Source organism: Caballeronia sp. dw_19 (genome assembly GCF_018449515.1).
GTDB lineage: Bacteria > Pseudomonadota > Gammaproteobacteria > Burkholderiales > Burkholderiaceae > Caballeronia.
In genome coordinates this window covers 232,006-256,663 of record NZ_JAAVUQ010000001.1, presented here as the reverse complement: position 1 = coordinate 256,663, position 24,658 = coordinate 232,006, and the positions used below count along the sequence as shown (strand labels likewise).

Here is a 24,658-nt window from a genome sequence, read left to right as displayed (position 1 = left end):
AAAGGCTGCAGCAGACGGGTTTCATCATGAAAGTGGCTATTGTTCACGACTGGCTGGTGGTGTCTGGCGGCGCGGAGAAGGTGCTGGAGCAGATGATTGCGTGCTTTCCGCAGGCAGATATCTTCAGTCTGGTGGACTTCCTCGAAGACCGCTCCATTGTTCACAACAAGCCAGTGAAGACGTCCTTCATTCAAGGGCTTCCCTACGCGAAGAAAAAGTATCGGGGATATTTGCCGCTGATGCCGCTTGCTATCGAACAGTTCGACTTGTCCGGCTATGACCTTGTGCTCTCGAGTTCGCATGCGGTAGCGAAGGGCGTGCTGGTCGGGCCTGACCAGACCCATGTGAGTTATGTGCATTCACCCATTCGATACGCGTGGGACTTGCAACATCAGTATTTGCGTGAGGCGCGTCTTGAGCATGGACCGCGGTCATGGGCTGCGCGCATGTTGCTGCATTACCTGCGCAACTGGGACGCGCGCTCGGCTAACGGCGTGGACCGCATGATTGCGAATTCGCAGTTCGTGGCTCGCCGGATCATGAAGAGCTATAGGCGTGAAGCGGCGGTCATTGCACCGCCGGTTGATGTCCAGGCATTCGAGGTGGGTGACAAGAAGGGTGACTTTTATTTGACCGCTTCGCGGATGGTGCCTTACAAGCGTATCGATATGATTGTGGAAGCGTTTGCTTCCATGCCTGATCGCAAGCTGGTGGTGATTGGCGATGGTCCGCAGATGGATCTGGTGAGGTCGAAGGCCACGCCTAATGTGAGTATTTTGGGGTATCAGTCGTTCGAGGTCTTGAAGGATCATATGCAACGCGCCAAGGCGTTCGTGTATGCCGCGGAAGAGGATTTCGGCATTGCCATAGTGGAGGCTCAGGCATGTGGCACACCGGTGATTGCTTATGGCAAGGGTGGGGCGCTGGAGTCGGTGGTGCCGCTCGGATCGCCAGGGGCGACGGGGTTGCATTTCATGACCCAGACATCGGCGTCGTTGTGTGATGCCGTGGAGCGGTTCGAGGATTGTTCGCATGCCTTTACGGTTGCTGCGTGCCGCAGGAATGCTGAGCGGTTCGGTGCTGCTGATTTCCGTCGACGGTTTATTGTCGAGGTGTTGAACGCGATGGCCAAGGCCGGTCCTAGCCGGGAGAGCGAGTTGACGAGTGTCATGCCGCCGGCGTATGTTAAGGCCGCTTAGGGCGGTGATTCTTCGTTCGCGCTAAGTTTTTCGCTCGCGCCGGTGGACGGGTTTGGGTGTTGGTGGTTTCGGGTGTAGTGGTCGGGGTTGATGCTGGGGTGGTCGGTTCTGGTGTTAGCGGTCGGGGGGCAATGCCGGGTTGCTGCTTTCGGTGTTAGTGGTCTGCGAGAGTCGGATTTTCTCTTTATCACTGTTAGCCACTGTGCGTGGCGGCACGTCATTTCTTTGTCCAAAGCGACAAAGAAACGAAGCAAAGAAAGCGCTTTTAAACCACGCTACCCTAAGTGTCCACAGCGTGCAGTTTTGATTCATAGGTGCCCCAAAAGCACGGTGCTCGCCAGAGCGGAGGATGTGTGAACCCCTCCTTCTCCGAACACGGATACCCACACGCTTCGCCACCAGTGATTGAACCTGCCCAAGGGGCACCCCGCGCTATCCGCGGACAACCTCCTGCCGAATATGTGCACGCGACGAAGCTCGTAGCCAACCCGCTCTAGACATAGGTGCGCCAAAAGCACGGTGCTCGCCAGAGCCACCGATGTGTGAGCCCTTCCTTCTCCGAACACTGATACCCACACGCTTCGCCACCGGTGATTGAACCTGCCCAAGGGGCACCCCGCGCTGCGCGCGTACCACGCCCGAACAAAATAATTCGAATCGCATAGTCACCACCTCCATGCATTTCACGTCCGCGCATCTCATACATCCCCCTGAATACCCAAAATTCCTAGCAGATCAGGATTGATCTCATAGTTTTTATTTTTTTTAAAAAATAGGAAAGCTAACAAATATCTGAGAGGATGCACGCGCACCTTAGGTGCGGATCGGGCCGTGGTTGACGCATTAGAAATGAAGCAACAGATGCGCGTCAGGCGGAACTGATCCATGGGCGCTCGTGCTTGCCCGAGAGCACTGGTGGCGAAGCGTGTTCGTGTCAGGATTCGCGAGAAGGAGGGGTTCAAACATCCGTGGTTCTGGCGAGCACCGTGCTTTTGGGGCACCTATGAATAGAAACTGCACGCTGTGGACACTTAGGGTAACGTGGTTGAAAGCGTTTTCTTTGCTTCGTTTCTTTGTCGCTTTGGACAAAGAAATGACGTGCCGCCACGCACAGTGGCTAACAGTGATAAAGAGAAAATCCGACTCATGCAGACCACTAACGCTGAAAGCAGCAACCGGGCATTGACTCCAACCGCTAACCCTTGAACCTAGCACCCCGACATCAACCCCGACCACGACCGACAAACTCGCCAACGCCCAAACCCGTCCACCGGCGCGAGCGAATAACTTAAGTGCGAATAAAAAATAACGCCCGCTTGCGCGGGCGTCAAAAACACTGGCAGCCTTACTGGCTATCTCATCTCACAGAACCAAAACATCTCCCCCGAACAACCTTCAATGCTTGACGTCGGCAGCGAGCGGATCGCTGGTATACGTATAAGCGTAAGCATAATCATAAGTGCCCTTGCGACCACCACTCTTGGCCGGCATGGCATTCAACACCCCACCCACAACCCTGGCATGCGCCCGTTTAAGTTTCTTCAGCGAATCGGCGATATTCTTTTCCGAGTGAGCACCCGAACGCATAACCAGTACGGTAGACCCAGCCAAACTGGCAATAACAGCCGCATCCGGCACCGCAAGCAACGGCGGTGTATCAACAATGACCAGGTCAAACTGCTTCTCAAAAGCCTGCAACAGCGAAGCAAACCGTGCTGACGTCAGAATCTCCGACGGGTTAGGCGGATGAGCACCCGAACCAATGAAGTGCAACCCCTGCACGCCTGTCTCGCGAGCAGCCATCTCGAAGTCCGTCTGCCCGGTGAGCAACTCAGTAAGCCCACCATGTGAAGACCGCCCGAGATACTGAGCTAGTCGCCCTCGACGCAGATCCGCATCGATAAGCAGCACCCGCTTGCCGGACTCCGCGAGCAGCGCAGCAAGATTGGCAGACAGGAAACTCTTGCCATCGGACGGCGCCGGACTCGTAATGGCAATCACCCGGTTAGGCGCATCGACAAGCGCAAATTGCAGCGTCGCCCTAAGCCCGCGAAGCCCTTCAATCGATGTATCGAACGGATGCGTCGTTGAAAGCAAAGGCTGCGTGGCACTGCGTGAAGCCGGCAAAACGGTCGCGTTCTGAAGCGCCATTGCCACGGGCGTTTTCGCAGAAAGACCAAGCGTCGAACCAAGTCCATCGCCCACCGACTGCGTACCCAGCCGCTTTACCCCACTCGCCGTCCCTTTCGCCGAAGGCAGGGCAACCGGACGATCAAGCCGCACACGATCAAGCCGGGCTTGCTCAGCACTGAACGGAATGGCGCCGAAGATCGGCAAGTTAAAGCGGCGTTCAACCAGATCGGGATCGTCCACACCCGCAAAAAATGCACGTCGTACAAAGGCAAATACAACCCCCGCGATCACCCCGAGCAAACCACCCGCGGCAATAATCAACGCGGCCTTGGGCTTGACGGGTTGCGAGGGTACAAGCGCCATATCGATGATATGTACATTGCCCACCGTCCCCGCACGGCTGATCGACAACTCCTGGGTCTTGTTCAGCAGGGCAACATAGATTTCGGAGTTGACCTTCGCTTCACGTTGCAGCGAAACAGCCTGACGCTCCGACCCCGGCAACGTCTTGAACTGGTTCTCGAAGCGCGACTTCTCTACATTGAGCGCGGCGAGTTGCGCATCAATTGCATGGACTTCGTCAGCCCCATCGGTAAAGCGCTGCAGTAGCTGCACGCGCTGCATCCGCAACGCGGCAATCTGGCGTTCATAGTCAAGTCCACCGGAGAGATACGTCTGCGCTTCCTGGGTGGGCTGGAATGATCCGGCGGCGGTCTGATATTGCGCCAACGCGGTTTCGCTGGCGCGCAATTCATCACGTACTCGCGGCAGTTCGTTGTTCAGGAAGGTCAGCATGCGGTTCGCTTCTTCCTGCGCACGCTCTGTACGCTGCTTCAGATAGGAAGCAGCCACTGCATTCGCAACTTCCGTAATGAAGATCGGCTGCGCGCCGCTATACGAAATCTGCACAATGCCCGTGTCCTTGCCTTTCTCTCCGACCTGCATGCCGGCACCGAAGGCCTGCACGGCTTCAAGCTGCGAGGCACGCGTGACGAAGAACTCGGTGCCGGGACGCGCAACCAGTTGACTCACCATCAGCGTGACGCCGTTGCCTGTCGCGAGGGTACCGGCTTCGCCTTTGAGCAGTTCGTGATTCTCTGCATCGAGCAGCTCGAAGCGGCCTTCTCCAAGCGCACGCAACGTAAGGCGCTGATCCTGCAAGATGCTCGGCACGTCCACCGAGTCCACCTTGAACTCTTCGCCGCCCCAGGCGTATGAATCAAAGCCGAACAGGGCGGGAAGGGGACGACCGTTATGCGCGAACAACGACGTCACCCGGCCAATCACCGGCATGACGTTCGAGGACGTGCCGAAGTTCAGCTTGAACTGTTCGACCACCGGGTCGATTACCGCGCGGCTCTTGATGATCTCGATCTCAGCGTCGGCATGCAGCGAACCCGCACTCGGCATCAGCGCCGCGGCAAGCGATGCCTGGGCGCTGTTGGGTGAGTTGGGGCTGGGTGTTTCCACCTGCACCAGCGCATCTGCCGAATAGACGGGCGTTGACATCTTCGCGTACAGGACGGCGGCCAGCAGGATGCTGAACGCAATGCCCAGCACCCACCAGATCTGGTCCACAATCATCCGCACCAGATCACGCAGGACGAACTCTTCGTCCTTGGCCGGCGTGGGCGAATGTTCCAGCATTTCATAAGTACTCATGTCGCACTCCAGGCGTAACAAGTGACACTCGTGTCAGCGGGTGGTTTGTATGGTGTAGAACAGGGTCTGGATGGTCGGCGAGATCTGCTCGAGCACGCGGTTGAAACGAGCAGCGCTGGCAACCTGCACATAGACCACGTCGCGCGGATGCAAGTCGAATTGCGTCATCAGCATCAGCGCGTCCACTTGCGTCATGTCCAGTTTGTACACACTAAGATCGAGCGGCCGCGCAGCTGGCGCCATGCTTCCATCGGCGGAGGTAATGGCCGACGTCTTGAGCATGCCGCCTTTCGCGAACTGCTGGTCCGAACCACGGATCACATAGATCATGCGCGGATCGGCAGAGTGCGGGTCGATGCTGTTCGCATTGGCGAGGGCGTCGGCGAGCGTCAAATGACCGCGGTTCATCGGTATGGTCTGCGGCTTCGCCAGTTCACCAAGCACGAACACACGGCTCTTGGTGCGATCCGGTACGTCGATGATGTCGTCATCCTGCAGCAACACATTCTGCTGGATATCGCCGCGATCGAGCAGGGCGGCTACATCGACTGCATAACGATGACCGTCGCGCGTGATGCCGACATTCTGCAGGTCGGCATCGGGATTCGCTCCACCCGAGCGGTTGATGGCATCGATGACGGACAGCGGCACGTCGGTGATCGGCTGCGACGAAGGTTGCTTCAGGTCGCCGGTGACCTGGACCTGCTTGCTATAGAAACCGGTTATGCGAACGTCGAGCTGCGGATTGCGAATGGTCTTCGAAAGACCTTTGGTCAGGGCCTCTTGCAGTTCCTCAGCGGTCTTGCCAACTGCTTGTACACGGCCTACGCGCGGAAAGAAAATGGTGCCGTCATTGGCCACGCGCACGGTCACGCCGCCGGCTTCGGGGGCGCTCGTGCCGCCAGTGCCGCCGGCCGCGCCAACAGGCGCGCCGCCGCCCGCTGCCGTGCCGCCGGTTGTTGCGGAGGGCAGCGGCGGTAAGCCCGCCGCACCCGTGCTCGCCGAGATGCCGGCTGAGCTGAATTCAGGGTGATCCCATACCGTGACGCTGATCTGGTCGTTCACGCCAACGTGATACGCGTACAGCTTGCGCGTGTCCCTGGTGAGACAGGTCAGCGGACATACGCTCGCAAGCGTTGCATCGCCCATGCGCGGATGGGTCTCGAAGTAGGTGACGTCAATAGGCTGGACGTGATACTTCACGTTCGCCTGGGCGACGCTTTCCGGTGACGGCGTCTGGTCCAGCCGGTCGGTGTCGAGATACGGTCCGGGCGCAATCGCGCAACCGGTAAGCGATGCTGTGAAGGTCGCGCCAGCCAGCAGTGATACGAGTAGTTTGATGTTCATATTAGTAGTCCTCGCGTTACGGATACGCTGAATCTCCTCAGCGCAAAGTCTCCTGCCTGTCACCGCGCAGTGCGCGTAGGGGGTGCTTCCCGTGCATGACATGAGCGCCTTCGCAGCTCTGGTCCCGGTATTACTCGCGACTGGGTTTCTTCCCCGGTCCACCCATCGCGGCAACCACTCGTGACAACAGCTAACGCTCCCCGTCTGACTATCGGACGGGTGTTCACACAGGAAGAACCACAGGTTGAAAGGCGCGCGGCAGGAGATCCACGTACCTTCGAAAAAAATCTGTATTGACTATGTTGCTCTACAGCCGTGCTTCATTTCTTCTCACTGCTTATATCGTCCGGGCTGCTCGCACTTGCCGGCCATGAAGGTCAAGGCGGAGGCGCGCATCTGGCCGTTCGATATGACATCGTGGCGTTATCGGCAGGGTCGGTAAGTGCGCTTGCGCACGTCCGGGTCTTACTTCACACAAATACTTTTTGCGTGAGACCGCGTGCTGGATGTACTTGACGCGGGACTCCTGAACATCTCGCTTACTACGTGAAGCAGAAACTCGTGAAGCAGAAACTTTATCGTGGCGCGTCGCGAGATCAGTCATGCGCGCAGCTCTTCGATTCAAATGCTGTTCAGATAATCGGCAATTCAGCATGCGCGACTCGAGAGACGAAATGATGAAAGCGCCTTCAACGAATGCGAGCGTGCCAGTGCGGGTCGATGCAAAGTCGAACGCAGCAGGCCGGGTTGTCTGGAGAACGTCATCGGCGCCCACGCCAACATCAGGCGCACGATCACGATTGCAGGAAGGGGAGAGCACGGGGTCGGCCGGAACGACGATGAACTGCTGCGGGGGAAGTCCGTTTCGCGTGCTTCTGCAATACGGGAAATTCCACCGAACCTGCGGTCCATCCGAACGATCCAGACACGCCGAACAACGAGGCCGATTCGCCAATAGCGCCCAAGGGTCGCATCGAGACACAAGCGCCGAACACTTGAGGCCATGGCCTGGCTCCTTCACTCCTGCACCATGTCCCGTGTTCAGTGAACCGCTTCAGCCTGATGCAGACGCGGCAGCAACCGGTCGAATTCACGCTTGACGATGCCGTAGCATTCGCATGCACGCGACTCGAGGCCTTCGCGATCCAGGACCTTGATGCAACCACGGCTGTGATGGATCAGGCCGGCGTCATGGAGCTTGCCTGCGGCTTCTGTCACGCCTTCACGACGCACGCCCAGCATGTCGGCAATCAACTGCTGCGTGACTTGCAATTGATTCGACGTGGTGCGATCGATTTCGATGAGAAGCCAGCGGCACAGTTGCTTGCTGAGCGAGTGGTGGCGATTGCATGCCGCCGTTTGCGCAACTTGCGTGAGGAGGGCTTGCATGTACAGCAGCATCAGGCGGCGCAGGAAGTCAGAGCGGCCAAACTGCTCACGCAGTGCGGATGCGCTCATGCGATAAGCGAAGCCTGGGCATTGCACCTGGACACGCGTCGGCATGGTTTCTCCGCCAGTCAGTACCGGCACGCCGGTCATGCCTTCACGGCCGACTGCTGCGATCTCTACCGAACCGCCGTCTTCCATCGTATGCAGAAGGGAGATGATGGCGGTGGTGGGGAAATACACGTGATGAATACGTTGTCCCGAATCGCACAGCAATTGGTCGGTGCGAAGTTGAACCAGTTCAAGATGCGGCGTGAGGGCTTGCCATTCGTGTGCGGGAAGCGCACCCAACAAATGATTGCCGTGCAGGTCGGACTGAAGGGTCAGCATGATGTTCTTCTCTCGTAACTTTGCGCATTGCGCCTTACTTGTTATTTACCGGTCAGCGATTCGTTTCGTGGATGCATCTGACGGCATCCATCGAAACGTGTCGCGACCAGCCCCGTAAGCAACCCGGCATCGTCATTTAGTTGAATTCGTTTTTCGACGGTGCCGGTGCTGCGAGACTCATTTAGCGAGGACCGTGCCAGCAATGCGCTATCTCAATGCCATCATGGCGTCGTGCTTCAAGCGGGGTGAGCGCGAATCCGCAGATGGATATTTTTGTTTCACTCTTGAACATGGCGTCAGTAGACAGGCGCTATTGATGCGATTGATGCAGCGCACGCTTTTGTCTGCGCAATGCCTTGCTGGTGGCCCGTTAGAGTTTTTTTCCGGACGTGCAACGCGACCCCGGGGGCTTGTGCGTTGAGGGGGCGAGGCACCATTCGTCGGTTGTTTTAAAATTGATTCAGAACTGTTCCATCGACTTGGTGCGCTAGCGAACGCATTTGCTTCGCAGCGCCGCTTGACACGCTTGCACGGCGTGATGGAACGCATGCCGCCTTGCTCAGCATGGCCTTCTAATTTCGCTGGTACCGAATTGAAAACGTTGCGTTGAGTGCACGAACCTCACCTTCTGGCGGATGAGAAGTGTTGCGCTGGCGACCAACCAGCGCGATCCGGCGTTCGCGGCCGGGTGCCAGATGGAACCAGTCGAGCGTCGCGCGATAGTGTGGATCGACGATATGAACCCAGCGTGCCAAACGTTTGGCGCTCACTACCAGCTCCCAGTTCTCATTGCTGGTTTGTTCCACGCGAACCTCGAGTCCGAGTTCGTGGCGCTGCGTGCAGGCGCGCTCGGGGAAGTGGAATGCTTCTGACAACACGGTGCCGCTAACCTTGTCTCGCAAGGTAATCACGGTGGCATCGTGGGCACGAGGACCGAATCTGTACGCGTAGGTGAAATCGAAGAACTGGCCGAGCAGGTCAGAGGCCTGAACGCGCGCTGTACTGCGCGCCGCGAGCGTCACGTCTCTCGACGCGCTCGCCACTTTCGTTGCGCCGTCACGAAGACACACGAGTTCGAGGCGGGCGTCGATAGCCTTGGCGGTTTCATTGATCAAATGCACATCGAGGCCATCAAGGCCCTCATCGGTGATGAGGGCTGCTACGGGGCGCAAAACCTGCGCGAGGCCGTGCCAGGCGCTTTTGGGCGCTCCCAGGGCGTCGATTACACCCCAGCCCGCGCCCGGCCTCAGGTCCTGCAACTGCCAGACGATCCCGCCGGCGCACGACGAGCCATGGCGGCGCCATTCCGAGAAGACTTCGGTCATGACCTCGGCCACAACCGCGCGCGACAGGTCGAGATATCGCTCGGGGTCTTCGTATCGGAGGCGGGCGGGATCGACCTGGTAGAGCGTGCGCAGGTAGTACTCGCGCACGTCGTCGAAGTCCCAGCCTGCGCCTGGGTCTCGCGGCACGGCGGCTTTCCAGCGGGGCTCATGCGGCTTCGATGCGAGCGGCACGGTGTTGAGCGCGACATCGTCGGGGACGTTGGCGAACGCCAGGCATTCGCTGGCGAACCGGACGTTCGCGCGGCGGGCGTCTTCGAGCGGCCGCTGGTAAGCGCCCACGCCGTAGTAATGCGTGACGCCGGTGCGTGTGGCGAAGGGCCACGCGGTGACCCCGGCGTATCCAGCATCTCCAGCGTTTCCAGTGGGTATGCTCGGCGAGTTCATCACGTAAGGCACATCGGGCCGTAACGCGGCCACGATCGACGGTAACTGCTGCGTGAACAACGTTTGCGTGCGCAGTTCGGGCGGCAGGCCGAGCATGGCGCCTTGTTGATCGGCTTCACTGCCGCCGCAGAGCACGGCAAGCGAAACGAAGCGCCTTGTGCGCGACAGGAATTGTTCGGCTTCGCGCTGGACACTGGCCGTGAAGGCCGCATCTGTCGGATAGTCGAAATTCGCAAATGCAAAATCTTGCCAGATCAAAAGCCCGTATTCATCCGCCAATCCATAGAAGGCATCGGACTCATAGAGCATCGTGCCGCCCACGCGCAAGAGGTTCATGCCGGCGTCGCGGGCGAGCTGGAAAAACGTTTGCGCCTGTTCACGCGAACCGCTGAGCGACACGAGATCCGCGTGCGTCCAGCATGCGCCGCGCGCAAAAACAGGCACGCCGTTCACCACTAGCTGAAAGCCATCGCCCAACGGGCCGCGGTCTACGCGCAGTTCCCTGAAGCCGATGCGCCCAAGCTCGATCACTTCACTGTCAGCAAACTCGAGCGCCACGCGATGCAAGGCGGGTTCGCCATGCGTATGTGGCCACCAGCGCGGCACGTCGGGAACGCGCAAGGTTCCCGCAAGCGTTTGCGTATCGCGCCATTGCAGCGTTATTGATGCATCGTTGCAAACAAGTCGTGCGATCTGTTCAGGTTGCGGATGGACAAACCGGAGCGTCAGGTGAATCAGGCCGTCGTTGCCGTCGAGGCTTGAATGCAGGTCCACACGATCGATCGACGTGGCTGACTCACCAAGTAATTCCACCGGCCGCCATGGGCCCACCGCTTGTATCGGCGGGCACCAGCCGGGCATGTGGCCGAGCAGGGTTGTGCGAACGTTGCGCAGCGTGGCCGGTTGAGCGAGCCTTGGCCGCCAGCGTGCGCGGGTGCGTTTGGCTGCGAGCGCGGCACTCAGCGAACGAAAGCAAAGATAGAGTGTGGCGTTGCCATCCAGATGCAGGTCGAGATCGTGCGCGACGAACATCGAATCGGAATCGAGCAGTTTTGTATTGTCGAGCCAGACTTCCGAAAGTGTTGCAAGTCCGTGCATGCGCAGGCGGCGCTGCCCTTTTTCGCATAGGACCAGTCGATACCAGTGGTCATCAAAAGCGAATGTCGGGGGGGACTCGAGATCGAGCTTGCCGGCGTCTCGCCACGCCGATGCAACCGTGCCCGGCACGGGTGCGGCGAGCCATCCGGCGAGCCGTTCGTCAGCGCTCAATGCAGCGGGCGTGGCATAAGCGCCCGCGCGCGTGGTGAGGCACTCCCAGCCCTCGGACAACAGGCGTGGAAAAAAAACGGACGGCGAAGCACTGGCACCGGGCGACGGGACGCTCATGGCGGTTTCCTCGAATGGTGTGGTGGGTTTTGTTCGCACTCGGGGTTGGGGGGCGGGGGGCCGGGTGGTTGTTAGTCGGGTGGTTGGTTGGTGCTTTCGGCGTTAGTGGTCAGGGGTCTATGCCGGGGTGGTCGATTCTGGGGTTAGCGGTCGGGGTCTATGCCGGGTTGCTGCTTTCAGTGTTAGTGGTCTGCGAGAGTCGGATTTTCTCTTTATCACTATTAGCCACTGTGCGTGGCGGCACGTCATTTCTTTGTCCAAAGCGACAAAGAAACGAAGCAAAGAAAGCGCTTTTACAACCCGCTACCCTAAGTGTCCACAGCGTGCAGTTTCTATTCATAGGTGCCCCAAAAGCACGGTGCTCGCCAGAGCGGAGGATGTGTGAACCCCTCCTTCTCGCGAATCCTGACACGAACACGCTTCGCCCCGTACGCTCTCGGGCAAGCACCATTGCTAAGGAATCCGCACGGCCTTACGGGTATTTACGGCTTCGCTTTTTTGGTGGGTTGGCTCCCCAGTCTGCGCGGCAATATTCGTGGGTCACAGCCTGATGCGGATTTACTACTTCAGTTTTGGTGAGTTTGCTGCACGGCCTAGACAGTTATTTTCGTTGGATACGGCCATACGTATTTTGGGACTTCGTTTCCAGGCAGGTTGACTACGTGGTTCCTCATGCGTACAAATTCGGTGGTTGGTTATCCGCGGATAGCGCGGGGTGCCCCTTGGGCAGGTTCAATCACTGGTGGCGAAGCGTGTGGGTATCGGTGTTCGGAGAAGGAGGGGTTCACACATCCTCCGCTCTGGCGAGCACCGTGCTTTTGGGGCACCTATGAATTAAAACTGCACGCTGTGGACACTTAGGGTAGCGTGGTTGAAAGCGTTTTCTTTGCTTCGTTTCTTTGTCGCTTTGGACAAAGAAATGACGTGCCGCCACGCACAGTGGCTAACAGTGATAAAGAGAAAATCCGACTCTCGCAGACCACTAAGGCCGAAAGCACCAACCCGGCATAGACCCTGACCACTAACCTCAGAACCTAGCAACCCGGAATTGAGCCCTGACCACAAACGCCGAAAACACCAACCAAACAACCACCCGGCCCCCAACCCCCCCGAGTGCGAACGAAACCCAGCCCTTAACGTATCAACGCCGCAAGCGGTTCCACAATTTTCTCGTAGGACTCTTCCAGCACATCGAAACACTCATGACAGGGGTCCCGCCGGCCACGAGCAATCGCCCGCACCAGCCGGAACTGCATCACCATCGACTCGGTCGCAATACGTTGCGCTGCAATCGGCATCGCCTCGGGAATCGCGAAACCACGCTCGCGCACCCAGACAAGGTATCTCGACATGAACTCGAAGTTCGAGCCGAGTTGCCGCATGACGTTGAAAGTGTACAGGTGGAAATGCTCCGGGCCACGCTCGAACAGCATCTCGAGATGCTCGGGAAAAGCCGCCCGCCACTGCGTGATCGGATTGCGCGCCGGACGCCGCTGCAAATGCGCAACCAGCAGATCCGCAGAGGCTTCCGCCAGCGCCGTGCCGCTCAGCGCAGGCCGTGCACGCTTGCAGAACTCCACGTACGGAAACAGCAACTCGGGACGGCCATCGAGTTCCGGCAGCCGGCGAAACACCCCTTCATAGTCTTCGCCCTCCAGCACGAAGTAACCCGTGTTGTGGAAATAACCAAGCCGGCGCGAGCGCGGATCGATGTAATCCACGCCGATGGTCGTCTTCGTGTGATCGTGCCGGTATGACGTGGCGCGCGTATCGGGCAGGTAAAACGCATCGACTTCAGCCAGCACGGTATGGCCGCGCTGGGTCTGCGTACGCACGCGGTCTTCCAGTGAATCGTAGATGGCCAGTTCCTGGACCTGCAAACCATAGAGCTTGTCGAGGTCCTCCAGCGGAAACTTGAAGAACGTGAACTGGTCGCCCTCGAAGTCCTGAGTGACCGTAAACGCCAGCGCCGCGCGCGGATCGAGTCCATAGCCGTGCAACAACTCGATCCACAAATCCACGTAGCAATTTGTTTCCGCCCAGACCCGTTCGCCCTGATGCAGCGAGTGCGACTGGTGCTTGCGCACGCGCATGTGGGGTGGGCGCAATTGCACGACCCGGGCGCGCTCGCGGCTGGAATCCGTTATGCCGCTGCTATGGACGGCAGTCATGACAGCGCCTCGAGTCCGGCGCTGATACGCGACTGCGTGTCGCCCCAAAGGAACTCACGCACGTCGGCCGGCCACGCTTTGACATCGAGGCCGTGATGCCGGAAAAGGGCAAGCGTCGTGCGTTCCATGCCGAAACCGACGCACGCGGTATGCGCCAGTTCACCGTCCGCTTGGGCGATCTTCCAGATCTCGCCGAAGTGTTCCATGTGATAGTTGAACGACAGGCAGGCGGTTGGCCGGTCAGGCGTGGCAACCGGAATCAGCAGTTCGAATTTCAATTGCTGAGCGCGCTGGCTGTCGGCCACGATCTTGCCGCCACGGCCGAAAAACGGGTCGTTGGCGAGATCGATTTCGAACGGCAGGCCGAGCATTTTCACGAGCAGCGAACCCCGCTCGATCCATTTTTCCCGGAAATCCATGACCTGCTGCGGACTGCCGAGACGCACGTATTCGCGCATCCGGAACATCTGCATGCGGCCCGGATCAATGGAGGGTTCATGGCGGAAGCAATACGCAAACACGTCGACAGTTGCACCGTCTTCGGCCAGTGCGCCGCGTTTCGCAATGGTCGGGTAGATCGGATAGCAGGCCGCTGGCGTCAGGACCAGGCGGGTCGGCTTTTGCTGGTCCATCCATTCGTCGGTGCGTTCTTCCTCGCCTACGGATACGGTCTTTTCGAGGGCTTCCAGAAGCCGATGGTGACCGCGGTCATTGCCCTGGAACGAGTGGATCGTGCCGGCGAGATCGGGGAAGCTCTTCAGGTATTCGCTGTCCTCGAAGTCGTGGCGGCGCATGGCGGGAGGAAAGCGCAGCACTTCAGCTTCCTGGTCGGCGCCCAACAAGGTGATCGCGTTGTTCAGACGGTCGATCACGTCCTCGAATACCTGGCTGCGGCCATACAAGCCGTCTTCGCCGGTATCGATCAGGATTCCTGCTTCAATCAAACGATCCCGCAACGTGATGTCCGAAGCGTTGTAGGTGGATGCGTGTTGGGCATCGGCGGCTGCGATGGCCGCGTGTTCCGTTACTGTGTTCATGTCCTAGATTCTCCCCGTAGCCGGCGTGCGCTGCGCAAGCAGCAGGTTCGCCGTGTTCAATTGGATGCGGTCGTTGCTGATCATCAGCGGTGCTGAGAAAAGATCTCGCAGATGACGCCCAACGCTGTAATCAGTGTTGTTCTTGTAGCCCGCCATGCCGCAGATCATCAGCGTCTCCTGCACGACCTGCAGCGCAGTCGACGAGATGCTGAGCTTCAGCGTGTTCATGTCGGAGGCAAGACTCAGTGAGGCGCCCAGCGGCGTATCGAAATCGCAGGCTTCCTGTGCATCACGCGCAATGCGCTCCGACGAGGCGTCGCTTGCGGCGTCGAGTGCAACCTTGAGGCGTGCCTGCATCATGCGCAACTGAGCGACTGCGTCCGCGAGCCGTCCGGCCGAAGGGGGCAATGCACCCGGCTTGCCGCGCGCCTGGGCACGGAAGAACTGGTGCGCGCGGTTCACGGCGTCGGCGGTAATGCCGATCCACACTGACGCCCAGAGCGTGTGCGAAACCGGCAACATGCTCTGGTCGGCAATCTGCGCGAACGGCACGGGCAGGATCTGCTCGGCGCGGCCCTCGGCGATGAGCCGGAAGCTTTCGCTGCAGGTGCCACGCATGCCGAGCGAGTCCCAGCCGCCGCGCTTTTCCAGCACGAGCGAGTCGCGCGGCGCCACGATCAGCACTTGGTCCGACGCACTGGCCTCTGGACTGCGGCGCGCGGTGACCAGGATGCAGTCGGCATGCTCGCCGTACGAGATGGTCGGTGCGAGCTTCTCGATCCTGAACGCGCCATCGACCAGTTCGACCGCACAGGCGCTGGTGCGCATGTTGCCGCCGATGGTTTCTTCGGACGTCGCCGAGGCGAGCAGCCATTGCTCGTCCACCAGGCGCGCGATCATCTCGCGTTGCCACGGGATTGCATGGCCCTGATCGACGATGCAGGCCACCTGGCTTTGATGCATCGCATAGACCATTGCAGTCGATGAACACGCACGCGCCAGTGTTTCGCAAATGCGCGCCACTTCGGCAAGCGTCAGGCCGGCCCCGCCAAGCGCGGCAGGGATCATCGCGGACAACAGGCGTTCGCGGCGCATTGCCTCGAAGGCTTCCACCGGGAAACGCGCATCGCGATCGACTGCGGCGGCATGAAGTGCTGCGACTTGGGCCACACGGCGGGTGGCGGCGAGCCACGCGGGCTCGGCCGACGCGTGCCGGACGTCCGCCACGATCTGTGCTGCCACGACCGCGGCTTCTTCGGCCTTCACGGTGGCAAGGACGGCGATATCCGTCGAGGCGTTCATGCTGCGGCCTGCGCCAGTTGCAGCTCGGTCACCGCGGCGGCGAGCGAGTCGATCGACGAAAACAGGCGGCGCGTCAGCATGCGGTCGGGGATCTCGATACCGAACTCGTCTTCAACGGCGAGCATCAGATGAACCGTCGCGAGCGATGACAAACCGGCGGCGTAGAGGTCGGCGTCGTCGGCGAGCGAGTCTGCGGGAACGTCGAGCCGGGCGGATTCGGTAAGGATGCGGCGCAGTGCGGATTTCATGTAATAGCCCCCCAAAGAAATGTCACTAAAGGTGTTTCACCTAAGACCGGCCGCAGCCGCTTGATATCGGCTTGGTCGCGTGACCGGAACCGGACTGGTCTTGCAATCGGCAACCTGGCGCACGTTTGTTTTGAAGCCTGGAGGCTCATCCCGTGTTGGCGGACTCCAGACTTTTTCTTGCGGCAGTTCGTCATTCGCCGATTGCGGTTCGGTTGACCGTATTTAACGGATTGGCAAGGGGTTGCGTCGGTGCGATGCCGCACGGAAGTTATGCGGTCGGAGACTTAAGGTATGAACATCGAACAGGCCGGTGCTGCCGGCTTTATCTGGAGCAGGACCGGCACATGAACTGGAAAGCACTCGACTTCGAGCAAATCACCGCACGGGAGCTGTATTTGATCCTGCGGGCGCGAAGCGCTGTGTTCGTTGTCGAACAGTCCCATGTGCATCTGGACCCGGACGGGCGCGATGAAACGTCTCTCCATGTGTTTGCAGTCGATGACATCTCGCGGCCGATGCCCGTCATGGCCTATGCGCGCTTGCACGAGGGCAGCATGGGGCCGGCTGAGGCAGGGGTGGTCGTGGTGGACAAGATCCTTACCAGCCCGCTGCGTCGAGGCGACGGCACGGCTGCGGCGCTGATTGCGCGTGTTATCGCGGCAGCGGGCGAACGGTGGCCCGGGCGGGGTGTGCGCTTGCTGGCGCCAGTGGGCTTGCGCGGCTTTTACGAAACGTTCGGCTTTCGCAAGGATGAGGGGCCGTTCGTCGAGCGTGGGGTTCGCTTGATCGGACTGATACGCAAGAGCCGTTATAACGGCCGCACGAACCAGCATGCCGGCGAGGCGGATTGCGTCGATACGGTAGAGGAAGTTTGAAGGTTTTGAAAACGCAGCAGCTCGTGAAGTGCGAGTGAAGTCCCTGAAATGCGTATCTGCAAGTGCCTGACGTCGGCATTGGACGTTTCCAAATGACACAGAGGACGCGAGTGACGTGCATTGCACGAACACGACGCCGACCTCTCTTTCACAGGATTTAACGATGTCGAGTGTTTCGATCACGAATGGGCGAGACAAGTCGCCGGACGGGGCTGTCGGGTCGTGGAAGACGCCATGGATGGCGCAGCGCGAGAAGATGGCGTCCGCGCCTGCGCCGTCGCCGGCCGCAAAGGCAGCTCGCGCGGCGAAGCTCGCGGCCGAAGACGTGGAGCTGAAGCAGCGCGCGGAGCTGAGCCGGCGGCGCCGGATGATGATCGCGCCTTTGGCGTTTGCCGCGCTCACGGCGTTATTGCTCGTGCTGCATCAGAGCCGTGTGCTGGAATTCTTTTATCCGGCGGGTGCCGTCGCGGTCGCCGCGATTCTCTACAAACGCTCGCCCGCGCACTATCTCTCGTTCGTCGTGTGGCTGTTCTTCCTCACACCGGAAGTGCGGCGCCTGTCCGACTACTTCACCGGCACGTTCAGTGACCGCAGCCTCATCATGCTCGCGCCGGTGATAGCGGCCGCGCTGTGCGGCATGAACCTGCTGACCCATTTTCGCGTGCTGATGCAGCGGCGTGCGATCCCGCTCACGCTGATCGTGCTCGGCATCTTCTATGGCTATGTGATCGGCATGGTGGGCGCTGGAATTGCAGCCGCGTCCTATACGCTGATCTCGTGGTTGTTCCCGGTCCTGATCGCTTTCCACATTCTCGTTACATGGAGGCAGTACCCCGAGTATCACCGCACGATGCTCAAGACCTTCGTGTTCGGCGGCTTCGTGATTGCGGCATACGGCGTGTTCCAGTACGTCAGTCCACCGCCCTGGGACGCGTTTTGGCTGTTGCAGTCGGGCATGATCTCCGAGGGCGTGCCGCTGCCGTTCGGCATGCGGGTCTCCAGCACGATGAATTCCTCAGGCCCCTTTGCCATAGCGATGATGGCTTGCCTGCTGATGACGCTCGCCGCGCGCAACAAGACGGCCTTTCTCGCGGGCGGCCTGGCCGTGCCGGCGCTGATCGGCACGATGTCGCGCAGCGTGGTCGGCGGCCTCGCCATCGGGCTGGTGTACCTGTTCGTCATGCTCGACGGCCGCAGCCGCTTGCGGCTGGTCGGCGGTGTCGCGGTGATCGTGCTGCTGTGCTCGCCGGTCGCCATGATCGATGAAATCTCGGACAAGGCGATGGCGCGCTTCTCCACGGTGACCCAGCTCGATAACGACTACAGCTATCAGGTCCGCACCGAGATCTACAACCACTTCCTCTCCGAGATGACCACCAATATCGCGGGGCAGGGTCTTGGCATGACCGGTCTCGGCTCGAAGCTTTCGGGCGATGGATCGTCGAATAATGTCGACTTCGACAGCGGCCTGATGGAAGTGCCGTACGTGCTTGGATGGCCCGGCACGCTGCTCTACACGGCAGGATTGCTGATGCTGATATTGCGGGCGTTTGTTGCCAGCTTCGCCAGGAAAAGCGATCGCTTTGCCGTGGCCGGCACGGCCGCGGCGTTCGGCGTGCTGGCCATGATGGTGTTCGTCAATACGCTGATTGGCTCGGGCGGCATGTTCTTTTTCATCGGCGTGATGTTGCCGGTTACCGGCTGGCGTTATGCCCGCGAGATTCAACAGTCGGCGCGCGTCGCGGCCGTTCGTTTAGACGCTGTGGTCTCGCCGGGGCGAGCAGCCACGGGGACCGTGGCGCAGCGGAACATCGCGCAGCCGTCCACGCTGACTTTGCGCATATGAGCGCCGTTGCCGATCAGTCCGTTCAGTCCGTTCAGTCCAGTCAGTCTGTGGGACCCAGCCAGGTACCGGACAGCACGACAGCACACTCAGTATCCAACGAGGACCGTATGAATCTGCTTATCGTCACCCATACCGTCGGCCGCAACGACGGGCAAGGGCGCGTCAACTACGAGGTCGTTCAGGCAGCGCTTGCCGCGGGCCATTCGGTCACGCTGCTCAGCACCAAGGTCGACGAAACGTTGAGCCAGCATCCGCGCATCACTGTTGTTCGCATGCCCGTGAGCCGGGTGCCGACACGCTTGCTGCAGTACCAGATGTTCGCGTTGCGTGTTGCTGCGTGGATTCGCGCGCACCGTCATGAATTCGACGTGGTGCAGGTCAATGGTTTTATCGCCTGGACAGATGCCGATGTGAACGCCATCCACTTCGTCCACACCGGTTGGTATAAAAGCGGCTATTACCCGTTTCGCCTGACCGGCGGTTTCTATGCCGCGTATCAACTGTTGTTCACGCGGCTCAACGCATGGTGCGAACGCTGGGCGTTCAGGCATGCACGCGTGCTGGTGCCGGTGTCGGAGAAAGTGAGTTCGGAGCTGGTATCGCTTGGTATGTCGCACGACAAAATCCGCGTGATCCATAACGGCGTGGATAACGTCGAGTTCTCGCCGGACTTGTCGCAGACATCGCAGCGCGAGCGTTTCAAGTTGCCCGAAGACCCATTCATGCTGTTGTTCGCCGGTGATCTGCGTACCGCGCGCAAGAACCTTGATACCGTACTGCGCGCGCTCGTGAAGTGTCCGTCCAACGTACATCTCGCGGTGGCCGGGGGCGTGGAGAACAGTCCGTATCCGGCCATGGCGGCCTCGCTCGGTGTGGCGGATCGCGTGCATTTCGTCGGCATGATCCGCGATATGCCCACGCTGATGCGTTGCGCCGATGCGTTCGTGTTCCCGTCGCGTTATGAAGCCATGAGCCTCGTGCTGCTCGAAGCGCTGGCTTCCGCGTTGCCGGTGATTACCGTGCACACGACCGGCGGCGCGGAAGTGGTCACGCAGGAGTGCGGCATCGTGCTGGACGATCCCGACAATGAAACTCCGCTTGCCGAAGCCATTTCGCTGATTGCATCCGACCCGCTGCGCGCCCGCGAAATGGGACAGGCGGCTCAAGCGCTAGCCGCGACGTTGTCCTGGCAGACCATGGCAGCCCGCTATCTCGCGCTGTTCGAAGACATTGCGAAAACCCGCAAGGCTGCTCGCCGCAACGCGCGAGCTGGCCGAGGGATCGTATCGGTGAAGACATGAATACCGCCATCAAATCAATGACGACGCATGCAAGTACGACCACTCCCATCGCGGACCACGCGCCCAAGGCCAACGGTGCGAAGAAACCTTTGAAGCAGTCGCCGGGCAACCCTTCGAAGGACGCGTCGAAGCCGCCGTTAAAACCACGGATCATCGACTCGCTGCAGATCGGCATGAACTGGTTCGATGAGCGTCCCGGTGGCCTCGATCGCGTGGTCAGCGCGCTGATCCAGTCGCTGCCCGCTCAGGGCGTGACCGTGCGAGGCCTCGTAGCAGGAAGCGAAAACGTGCGGACATCGACACAAGGCGTGGTGACGCCGTTCGCCGCGCCCGATGCGCCTTTGGTCAAGCGCGTAATCGGCTTGCGGCGCGCCGCTGTCGAACTGCGTAACGCGCGTATGCCCGACGTGGTCGCCGCGCATTTCGCGTTGTACGCCGCGCCCGTGCTCGGCAAGTTTTCGCGCGTACCGAAGGTGATCCATTTCCATGGACCCTGGGGCGATGAATCGGCGCACGGCGCGCGCGGCCATGCGAATGTGATGCTGCGGCGTGTAGTTGAACGGCACGTGTATCAGCGCGGCAATCTGCACATCGTGTTGTCTCAGGCTTTCGGCGATGTATTGCAGAAGCAGTATGGCGTGAACGCGCGCACCATCCGCATCGTGCCGGGTTGTGTCGATGTCGATCATTTCAGCTCCGATGTCGACCGGCGTGCGGCACGTACAGCGCTCGGACTCCCGCAAGACCGGCCCATGCTTTTCTGCGTGCGCCGCCTCGTCTCGCGCATGGGCCTGGAAGACCTGATCGACGCCATGTTCGTCGTGCGCCAGCAGGTGCCCGACGTGTTGCTGACTATCGCCGGCAAGGGGCCGTTGATGGAGGCGTTGCAGGCGCGTATCGACTATCGGGGTTTGTCGCAGCATGTGCGTCTCGCGGGGTTTGTCGCCGACGAAGCGCTGCCGCTCTGGTATCGCTCGGCTGACGTGTCGGTCGTGCCGACAACGGCGCTGGAAGGCTTCGGCCTGACTACCATTGAATCCCTCGCAAGCGGCACGCCGGTGATCGTGACGCCCGTGGGCGGTTTGCCCGAAGCGGTCGCGCCACTGAGTCAGGAACTGGTGCTGGAATCGGGCGGCTTCCAGGCGCTGGGGGCAGGGCTCGCCGGTGCGTTGCTTGGCAAGCGGATGCTTCCCAGCGAAGCCGAGTGCCGTGCGTATGCGCGTTCGAACTTCGATCTGCCAGTGATTGCGGCGCAGACCGCCGCGGTGTATCGCGAAGCTATCGACTCGTATTGAATGAGAGAGAAGTAGTCAGCAGTCGCTAGCAGTCACCAGCAAGAAGAAAGAAGGGCCCCGGCGCCCCAGGCGCCGCTCAACCTCGAACCAGATCTAGTCATGAAAATCGTTCACCTGGCCACGCATGCGCAATGCAACGGCAACGGCACCGTCAACGCGATGGTCGATCTGGCGTGCATGCAGGCACGCGCCGGACACGACGTCGCGGTCGCGTCATCGGGCGGCACCTACGAGTCGTTGCTGCGGCGCCATGGCGTCACGCATTCGCTGCTGCAACAGTCGCGCCAGCCCTGGCGCGTGCCGGCCATGATCGCGGGGTTCGGCCGGTTGATCGAACGGTTTAATCCCGATGTCGTGCACGCGCACATGATGACCGGCGCGTTGATCTCGCGCTTCGGCAGCATGCGCCGCCGCTTCGCGCTGGTGACCACCGTCCATCACGATATCCAGAAAAGCGCTTCGCTGATGCGTTTTGGTGACCGTGTGATCGTGGTGAGCCACGCGGTGGGTGACGCAATGCTCGAACGAGGCGTGCCGGCGGACACCCTGAGCGTAGTGACGAGCGGCACGATGGGTTCACCGCGTTTTTCTGCACGGCAGATGCCGCGGGAATTGCACTTGCAGCATCCGAACGTGGTGTGCGTGGCAGCGATGTTCGAGCGCAACGGCATTGTCGACCTCCTGCACGCATTTGCACATGTGCGGCAGACGCAAGATGCACAGCTCTATCTGGTGGGCGACGGACCTGATCGAGGGTTGATGGAAAGCCTTGCCGAACAACTTGGCATTGCGAATCATGTTAGATTTACAGGGTTCGTCGCGGATCCCCGCGCGTATCTGGCCGAAGCCGATGTCTTCGTGTTCGCTGCGCATAATGCACCCGGGCCGCTGGTGATCAGCGAAGCGCGGGAGGCGGGTTGTGCGATCGTCGCGACGAAGGTGGGTGGCGTTCCTGAGATGCTGGAAAACGGCAGTGCAGGGGTCCTCGTTGCGCCGCAGGAGCCGATGCAACTGGCGGCCAAGATGGGATGGCTGCTGATGGATTCGCCGGTACGCGCGCAATATGCCGCGCGTGCGAAGCGAGATCTGGAGCGTTTTTCGGTGCAGCGCGTGTGCACGGAACATCTCGCGGTCTATGAGCAAGCAATTTCCCAGTGCGAACACCGGCAGAACCGTCCATCGACACGACGTGCGCCCGCTGCGTGACGAGGTTACCCGGCGGCCGCAGGTTCTGGGCCGCTTGGTTGCGCATTAGCCGTTTGTATTGCGGTAGATAAAAAGGCGATCAGGTTATCCTGATCGCCTTTTTTAATTAACGATGCTTACGACTGCGCGTTTCAATCATCCCGCGAATTCCCGTTCCACGCTTTTCAGCCGCCGCTGTGCATGATCTCGCTTGGCCAGCGCCGCGCCGCTGCGCGCTGCGCGCCAGCGCTGCAACGCGCTCGCCTCGCGATGGATGAAGCGAGCACGCGCGAGATTGACCCAGCCCAGACATGCGCCGTGTCCGACGACAGTGAGCCACAGCAAGGCCATGCCTCGGCGTGTACCGCGATACTCGTCACGCACGATCAAATGCAGGTTATACGACTCGTTTTCGATCGCGACCCAACTCCGGGTGCCACGCACGGTGCGCGCATCTTCGTCGAAGCGTTGCGCCGGATAGTGATCCACTTCCACCGCTGGATCGTAGACAAGGCGCCAGCCCGCACGCCGCACCGCTGACGCGAACGCCATGTCGTTGTTGACCTGTGCGCCGGTGCCGCGCAGACGTGTATCGAAGCGAATGGCATTGCCGCTGATCGCGCTTACGCGATAGCTCATGTTCGCGCCCTTGAGGAAGTCCACGTCGCGCGCGGCCCCCACGCCCAGATGATGATTGCCGATCGCGCGGCCCGGGAACTGCCAGCGGCCTACGTCCGGCTCGGAAGCATCGAGGGTCGCGCCATGTTCATGCACCCAGTCGCGCCCGCCGACACCGCCCACGTCCGGCGAGTTCGCGAAATGGCATTCGATACGTTCGAGCCACGTCGGGCGGGGCGCCGCGTCGTCGTCGGTGATCGCCACGATGTCGCCGGTGACTGCGTCGAGACCCGCGTTCAAGGCGGCAACCTGGCCGCCCTGGGCGACTTCAACCTTGACGAGCGGCAGGCGCGCGCGCGACTTCTCGATCACGAGCCATGCTTGCGTTTCTTCGTCGGCGCCGCGGCACACCACCAGCACTTCGTCCGGTGCGCGCCGTTGCCGCGAGAGCGCATCAAGGCAGCGAGCGAGATCCGAGGTTCGACGATAGGTGGGTACGAGTACGGTGATCTTCATGTTGTATGGCGAGTCCTTCCGGGGTGTATCGGCGAATGTAGGCGATTGCGCGTGAAACCGTGCGCGCGCTGCGTGCAAGACCTTTGGGTCCGTGTGCGCGCAGGTTGTGCACCAGGTTGTGAGCCACGGCAAGCGTCAGGAACAGCGCGGCTTTCGGGCGGTTGCGCTCGAACCACCGATAGCGCTTATGCGTCACGTAGATGCGCGAGGCTTCAACGAACGCCGCGTAGTAGTCGCGATTCACCGTCGACGGAAAATGCGAATTGAACACATCCGGCAGAAGCCGGACCGCGCATTTTCCCTGCAGCGTGGCGCGCATGACGATATCCACTTCGTCATAACCGTAAACCAGATGCTCGTCGAAGCGAATCAGCTTGAAGAGCCACGCAGGGAAGACGGTGCTGTTGATGACTACGGTGTCGTGGTGATCGCCGGGGCGGTAGGGCCGTGACTGGAAACCGAGAAACGTGGTTGCGTTTGCATAAACGCGCTCACCGTAGTTTAGTTCGTATCCCGTAACAATAAGCTTTTCCGGATGTTGCCCGCCATGCTGCAGCGACTCCGCCATTTGACTCAGGAAGTCTGCGCTGAGGGTAGCGTCATCGTCGATGAACGCCACGTGCGTGCCGGTCACCGCGTCAAGCGCGCAGTTGCGGTTCGCACCAAGGCCGCGGCGGGGTCCTTCCAGAAAGACGACGCGCGCAAAGTCAGCGGCAATCATTTCACGCGTGAGCGTATCGGTGCTGTCGTCCGACACCACGATCTGGTGCGCCGGATACGTGGAGGCTTCGACCGAACGCAACGCCCGGGCAAGGTCCCCAGGACGATTACGTGTGCAGATACATACCGAGAAGCGCGGCGCATCGGACGGACTGGGTTGTTGAACAGCGGTGACCATGTGTTTTCCCCGGCATTTTCGTGTTCTGTGCCGCGCATGCAGGACACGGCGTGATGCCCTATTTGACTCGGCCATGAAAAAGCCGTCTGTTGGACATCGAACATCAGGGGAATAACGGTGGCGGAAAAGTGCT

Annotated in this window: 16 protein-coding genes; 6 read left to right on the top strand and 10 right to left on the bottom strand. The window is 60.3% G+C overall.

Annotation, left to right across the window (positions count from 1 at the left end; translation table 11 throughout):
• Positions 1 to 26 precede the first annotated feature (26 nt).
• Positions 27 to 1,199 carry a glycosyltransferase family 4 protein gene (locus HB376_RS01025; RefSeq protein ID WP_213761883.1) on the top strand — a complete coding sequence of 391 codons (1,173 nt, stop codon included), beginning with the start codon at positions 27 to 29 and terminating at the stop codon, positions 1,197 to 1,199.
• A gap of 1,395 nt (positions 1,200 to 2,594) precedes the next feature.
• Here HB376_RS01025 and HB376_RS01020 read toward each other — a convergent pair.
• The 8 genes from HB376_RS01020 to HB376_RS00985 all read right to left on the bottom strand — a co-directional run bounded on the left by HB376_RS01020 (position 2,595) and on the right by HB376_RS00985 (position 15,991).
• Positions 2,595 to 4,994, bottom strand: a complete 2,400-nt coding sequence (locus tag HB376_RS01020; RefSeq protein WP_213761570.1) for a polysaccharide biosynthesis tyrosine autokinase — start codon at positions 4,992 to 4,994, stop codon at positions 2,595 to 2,597.
• A 33-nt stretch (positions 4,995 to 5,027) separates the two neighbouring features.
• Positions 5,028 to 6,341 (bottom strand): polysaccharide biosynthesis/export family protein, encoded by a 1,314-nt coding sequence (locus HB376_RS01015; protein WP_213761569.1) that lies wholly within the window; start codon positions 6,339 to 6,341, stop codon positions 5,028 to 5,030.
• Between the two features lie 1,041 nt (positions 6,342 to 7,382).
• Complete coding sequence (locus HB376_RS01010) at positions 7,383 to 8,117, bottom strand: Crp/Fnr family transcriptional regulator (RefSeq protein ID WP_213761568.1); 735 nt, start codon at positions 8,115 to 8,117, stop codon at positions 7,383 to 7,385.
• A 572-nt stretch (positions 8,118 to 8,689) separates the two neighbouring features.
• Positions 8,690 to 11,233 carry a glycoside hydrolase family 2 protein gene (locus HB376_RS01005; protein ID WP_213761567.1) on the bottom strand — a complete coding sequence of 848 codons (2,544 nt, stop codon included), beginning with the start codon at positions 11,231 to 11,233 and terminating at the stop codon, positions 8,690 to 8,692.
• Positions 11,234 to 12,366: 1,133 nt separating this feature from the next.
• Positions 12,367 to 13,326, bottom strand: coding sequence for a DUF1839 family protein (locus tag HB376_RS01000; RefSeq protein ID WP_255631123.1), 960 nt, complete (start codon positions 13,324 to 13,326; stop codon positions 12,367 to 12,369).
• A gap of 74 nt (positions 13,327 to 13,400) precedes the next feature.
• Positions 13,401 to 14,441, bottom strand: coding sequence for an amino acid--[acyl-carrier-protein] ligase (locus tag HB376_RS00995; protein WP_213761565.1), 1,041 nt, complete (start codon positions 14,439 to 14,441; stop codon positions 13,401 to 13,403).
• A 3-nt stretch (positions 14,442 to 14,444) separates the two neighbouring features.
• The gene (locus HB376_RS00990) at positions 14,445 to 15,743 is read right to left on the bottom strand and encodes an acyl-CoA dehydrogenase family protein (protein WP_213761564.1); all 1,299 of its coding nucleotides are present in this window, start codon (positions 15,741 to 15,743) and stop codon (positions 14,445 to 14,447) included.
• The gene (locus HB376_RS00985) at positions 15,740 to 15,991 is read right to left on the bottom strand and encodes an acyl carrier protein (RefSeq protein ID WP_213761563.1); all 252 of its coding nucleotides are present in this window, start codon (positions 15,989 to 15,991) and stop codon (positions 15,740 to 15,742) included. The genes HB376_RS00990 and HB376_RS00985 overlap by 4 nt, the downstream gene beginning before the upstream one ends.
• Positions 15,992 to 16,335: 344 nt before the next feature.
• Here HB376_RS00985 and HB376_RS00980 point away from each other — a divergent pair, with 344 nt between their 5' ends.
• The 5 genes from HB376_RS00980 to HB376_RS00960 all read left to right on the top strand — a co-directional run bounded on the left by HB376_RS00980 (position 16,336) and on the right by HB376_RS00960 (position 22,514).
• Complete coding sequence (locus HB376_RS00980; protein WP_255631093.1) at positions 16,336 to 16,866, top strand: GNAT family N-acetyltransferase; 531 nt, start codon at positions 16,336 to 16,338, stop codon at positions 16,864 to 16,866.
• Positions 16,867 to 17,029: 163 nt separating this feature from the next.
• Positions 17,030 to 18,712 carry an O-antigen ligase family protein gene (locus tag HB376_RS00975; RefSeq protein ID WP_213761562.1) on the top strand — a complete coding sequence of 561 codons (1,683 nt, stop codon included), beginning with the start codon at positions 17,030 to 17,032 and terminating at the stop codon, positions 18,710 to 18,712.
• Between the two features lie 107 nt (positions 18,713 to 18,819).
• Positions 18,820 to 20,013 (top strand): glycosyltransferase family 4 protein, encoded by a 1,194-nt coding sequence (locus tag HB376_RS00970; RefSeq protein ID WP_213761561.1) that lies wholly within the window; start codon positions 18,820 to 18,822, stop codon positions 20,011 to 20,013.
• Positions 20,014 to 20,186: 173 nt separating this feature from the next.
• A complete protein-coding gene (locus HB376_RS00965) occupies positions 20,187 to 21,308 on the top strand; it encodes a glycosyltransferase family 4 protein (RefSeq protein WP_213761882.1) in 1,122 nt (373 codons plus the stop codon).
• Positions 21,309 to 21,407: 99 nt separating this feature from the next.
• Positions 21,408 to 22,514: a glycosyltransferase family 4 protein gene (locus tag HB376_RS00960; protein ID WP_213761560.1), complete on the top strand. Its 1,107-nt coding sequence runs from the start codon at positions 21,408 to 21,410 to the stop codon at positions 22,512 to 22,514.
• 135 nt (positions 22,515 to 22,649) lie between these two features.
• On the opposite strand, the gene HB376_RS00955 is transcribed toward HB376_RS00960, so the two are convergent.
• The gene (locus HB376_RS00955) at positions 22,650 to 23,627 is read right to left on the bottom strand and encodes a glycosyltransferase family 2 protein (RefSeq protein ID WP_213761559.1); all 978 of its coding nucleotides are present in this window, start codon (positions 23,625 to 23,627) and stop codon (positions 22,650 to 22,652) included.
• Positions 23,566 to 24,525 carry a glycosyltransferase family 2 protein gene (locus tag HB376_RS00950; RefSeq protein WP_213761558.1) on the bottom strand — a complete coding sequence of 320 codons (960 nt, stop codon included), beginning with the start codon at positions 24,523 to 24,525 and terminating at the stop codon, positions 23,566 to 23,568. Before HB376_RS00950 ends, HB376_RS00955 begins: the two co-directional genes overlap by 62 nt.
• Positions 24,526 to 24,658: the final 133 nt, after the last annotated feature.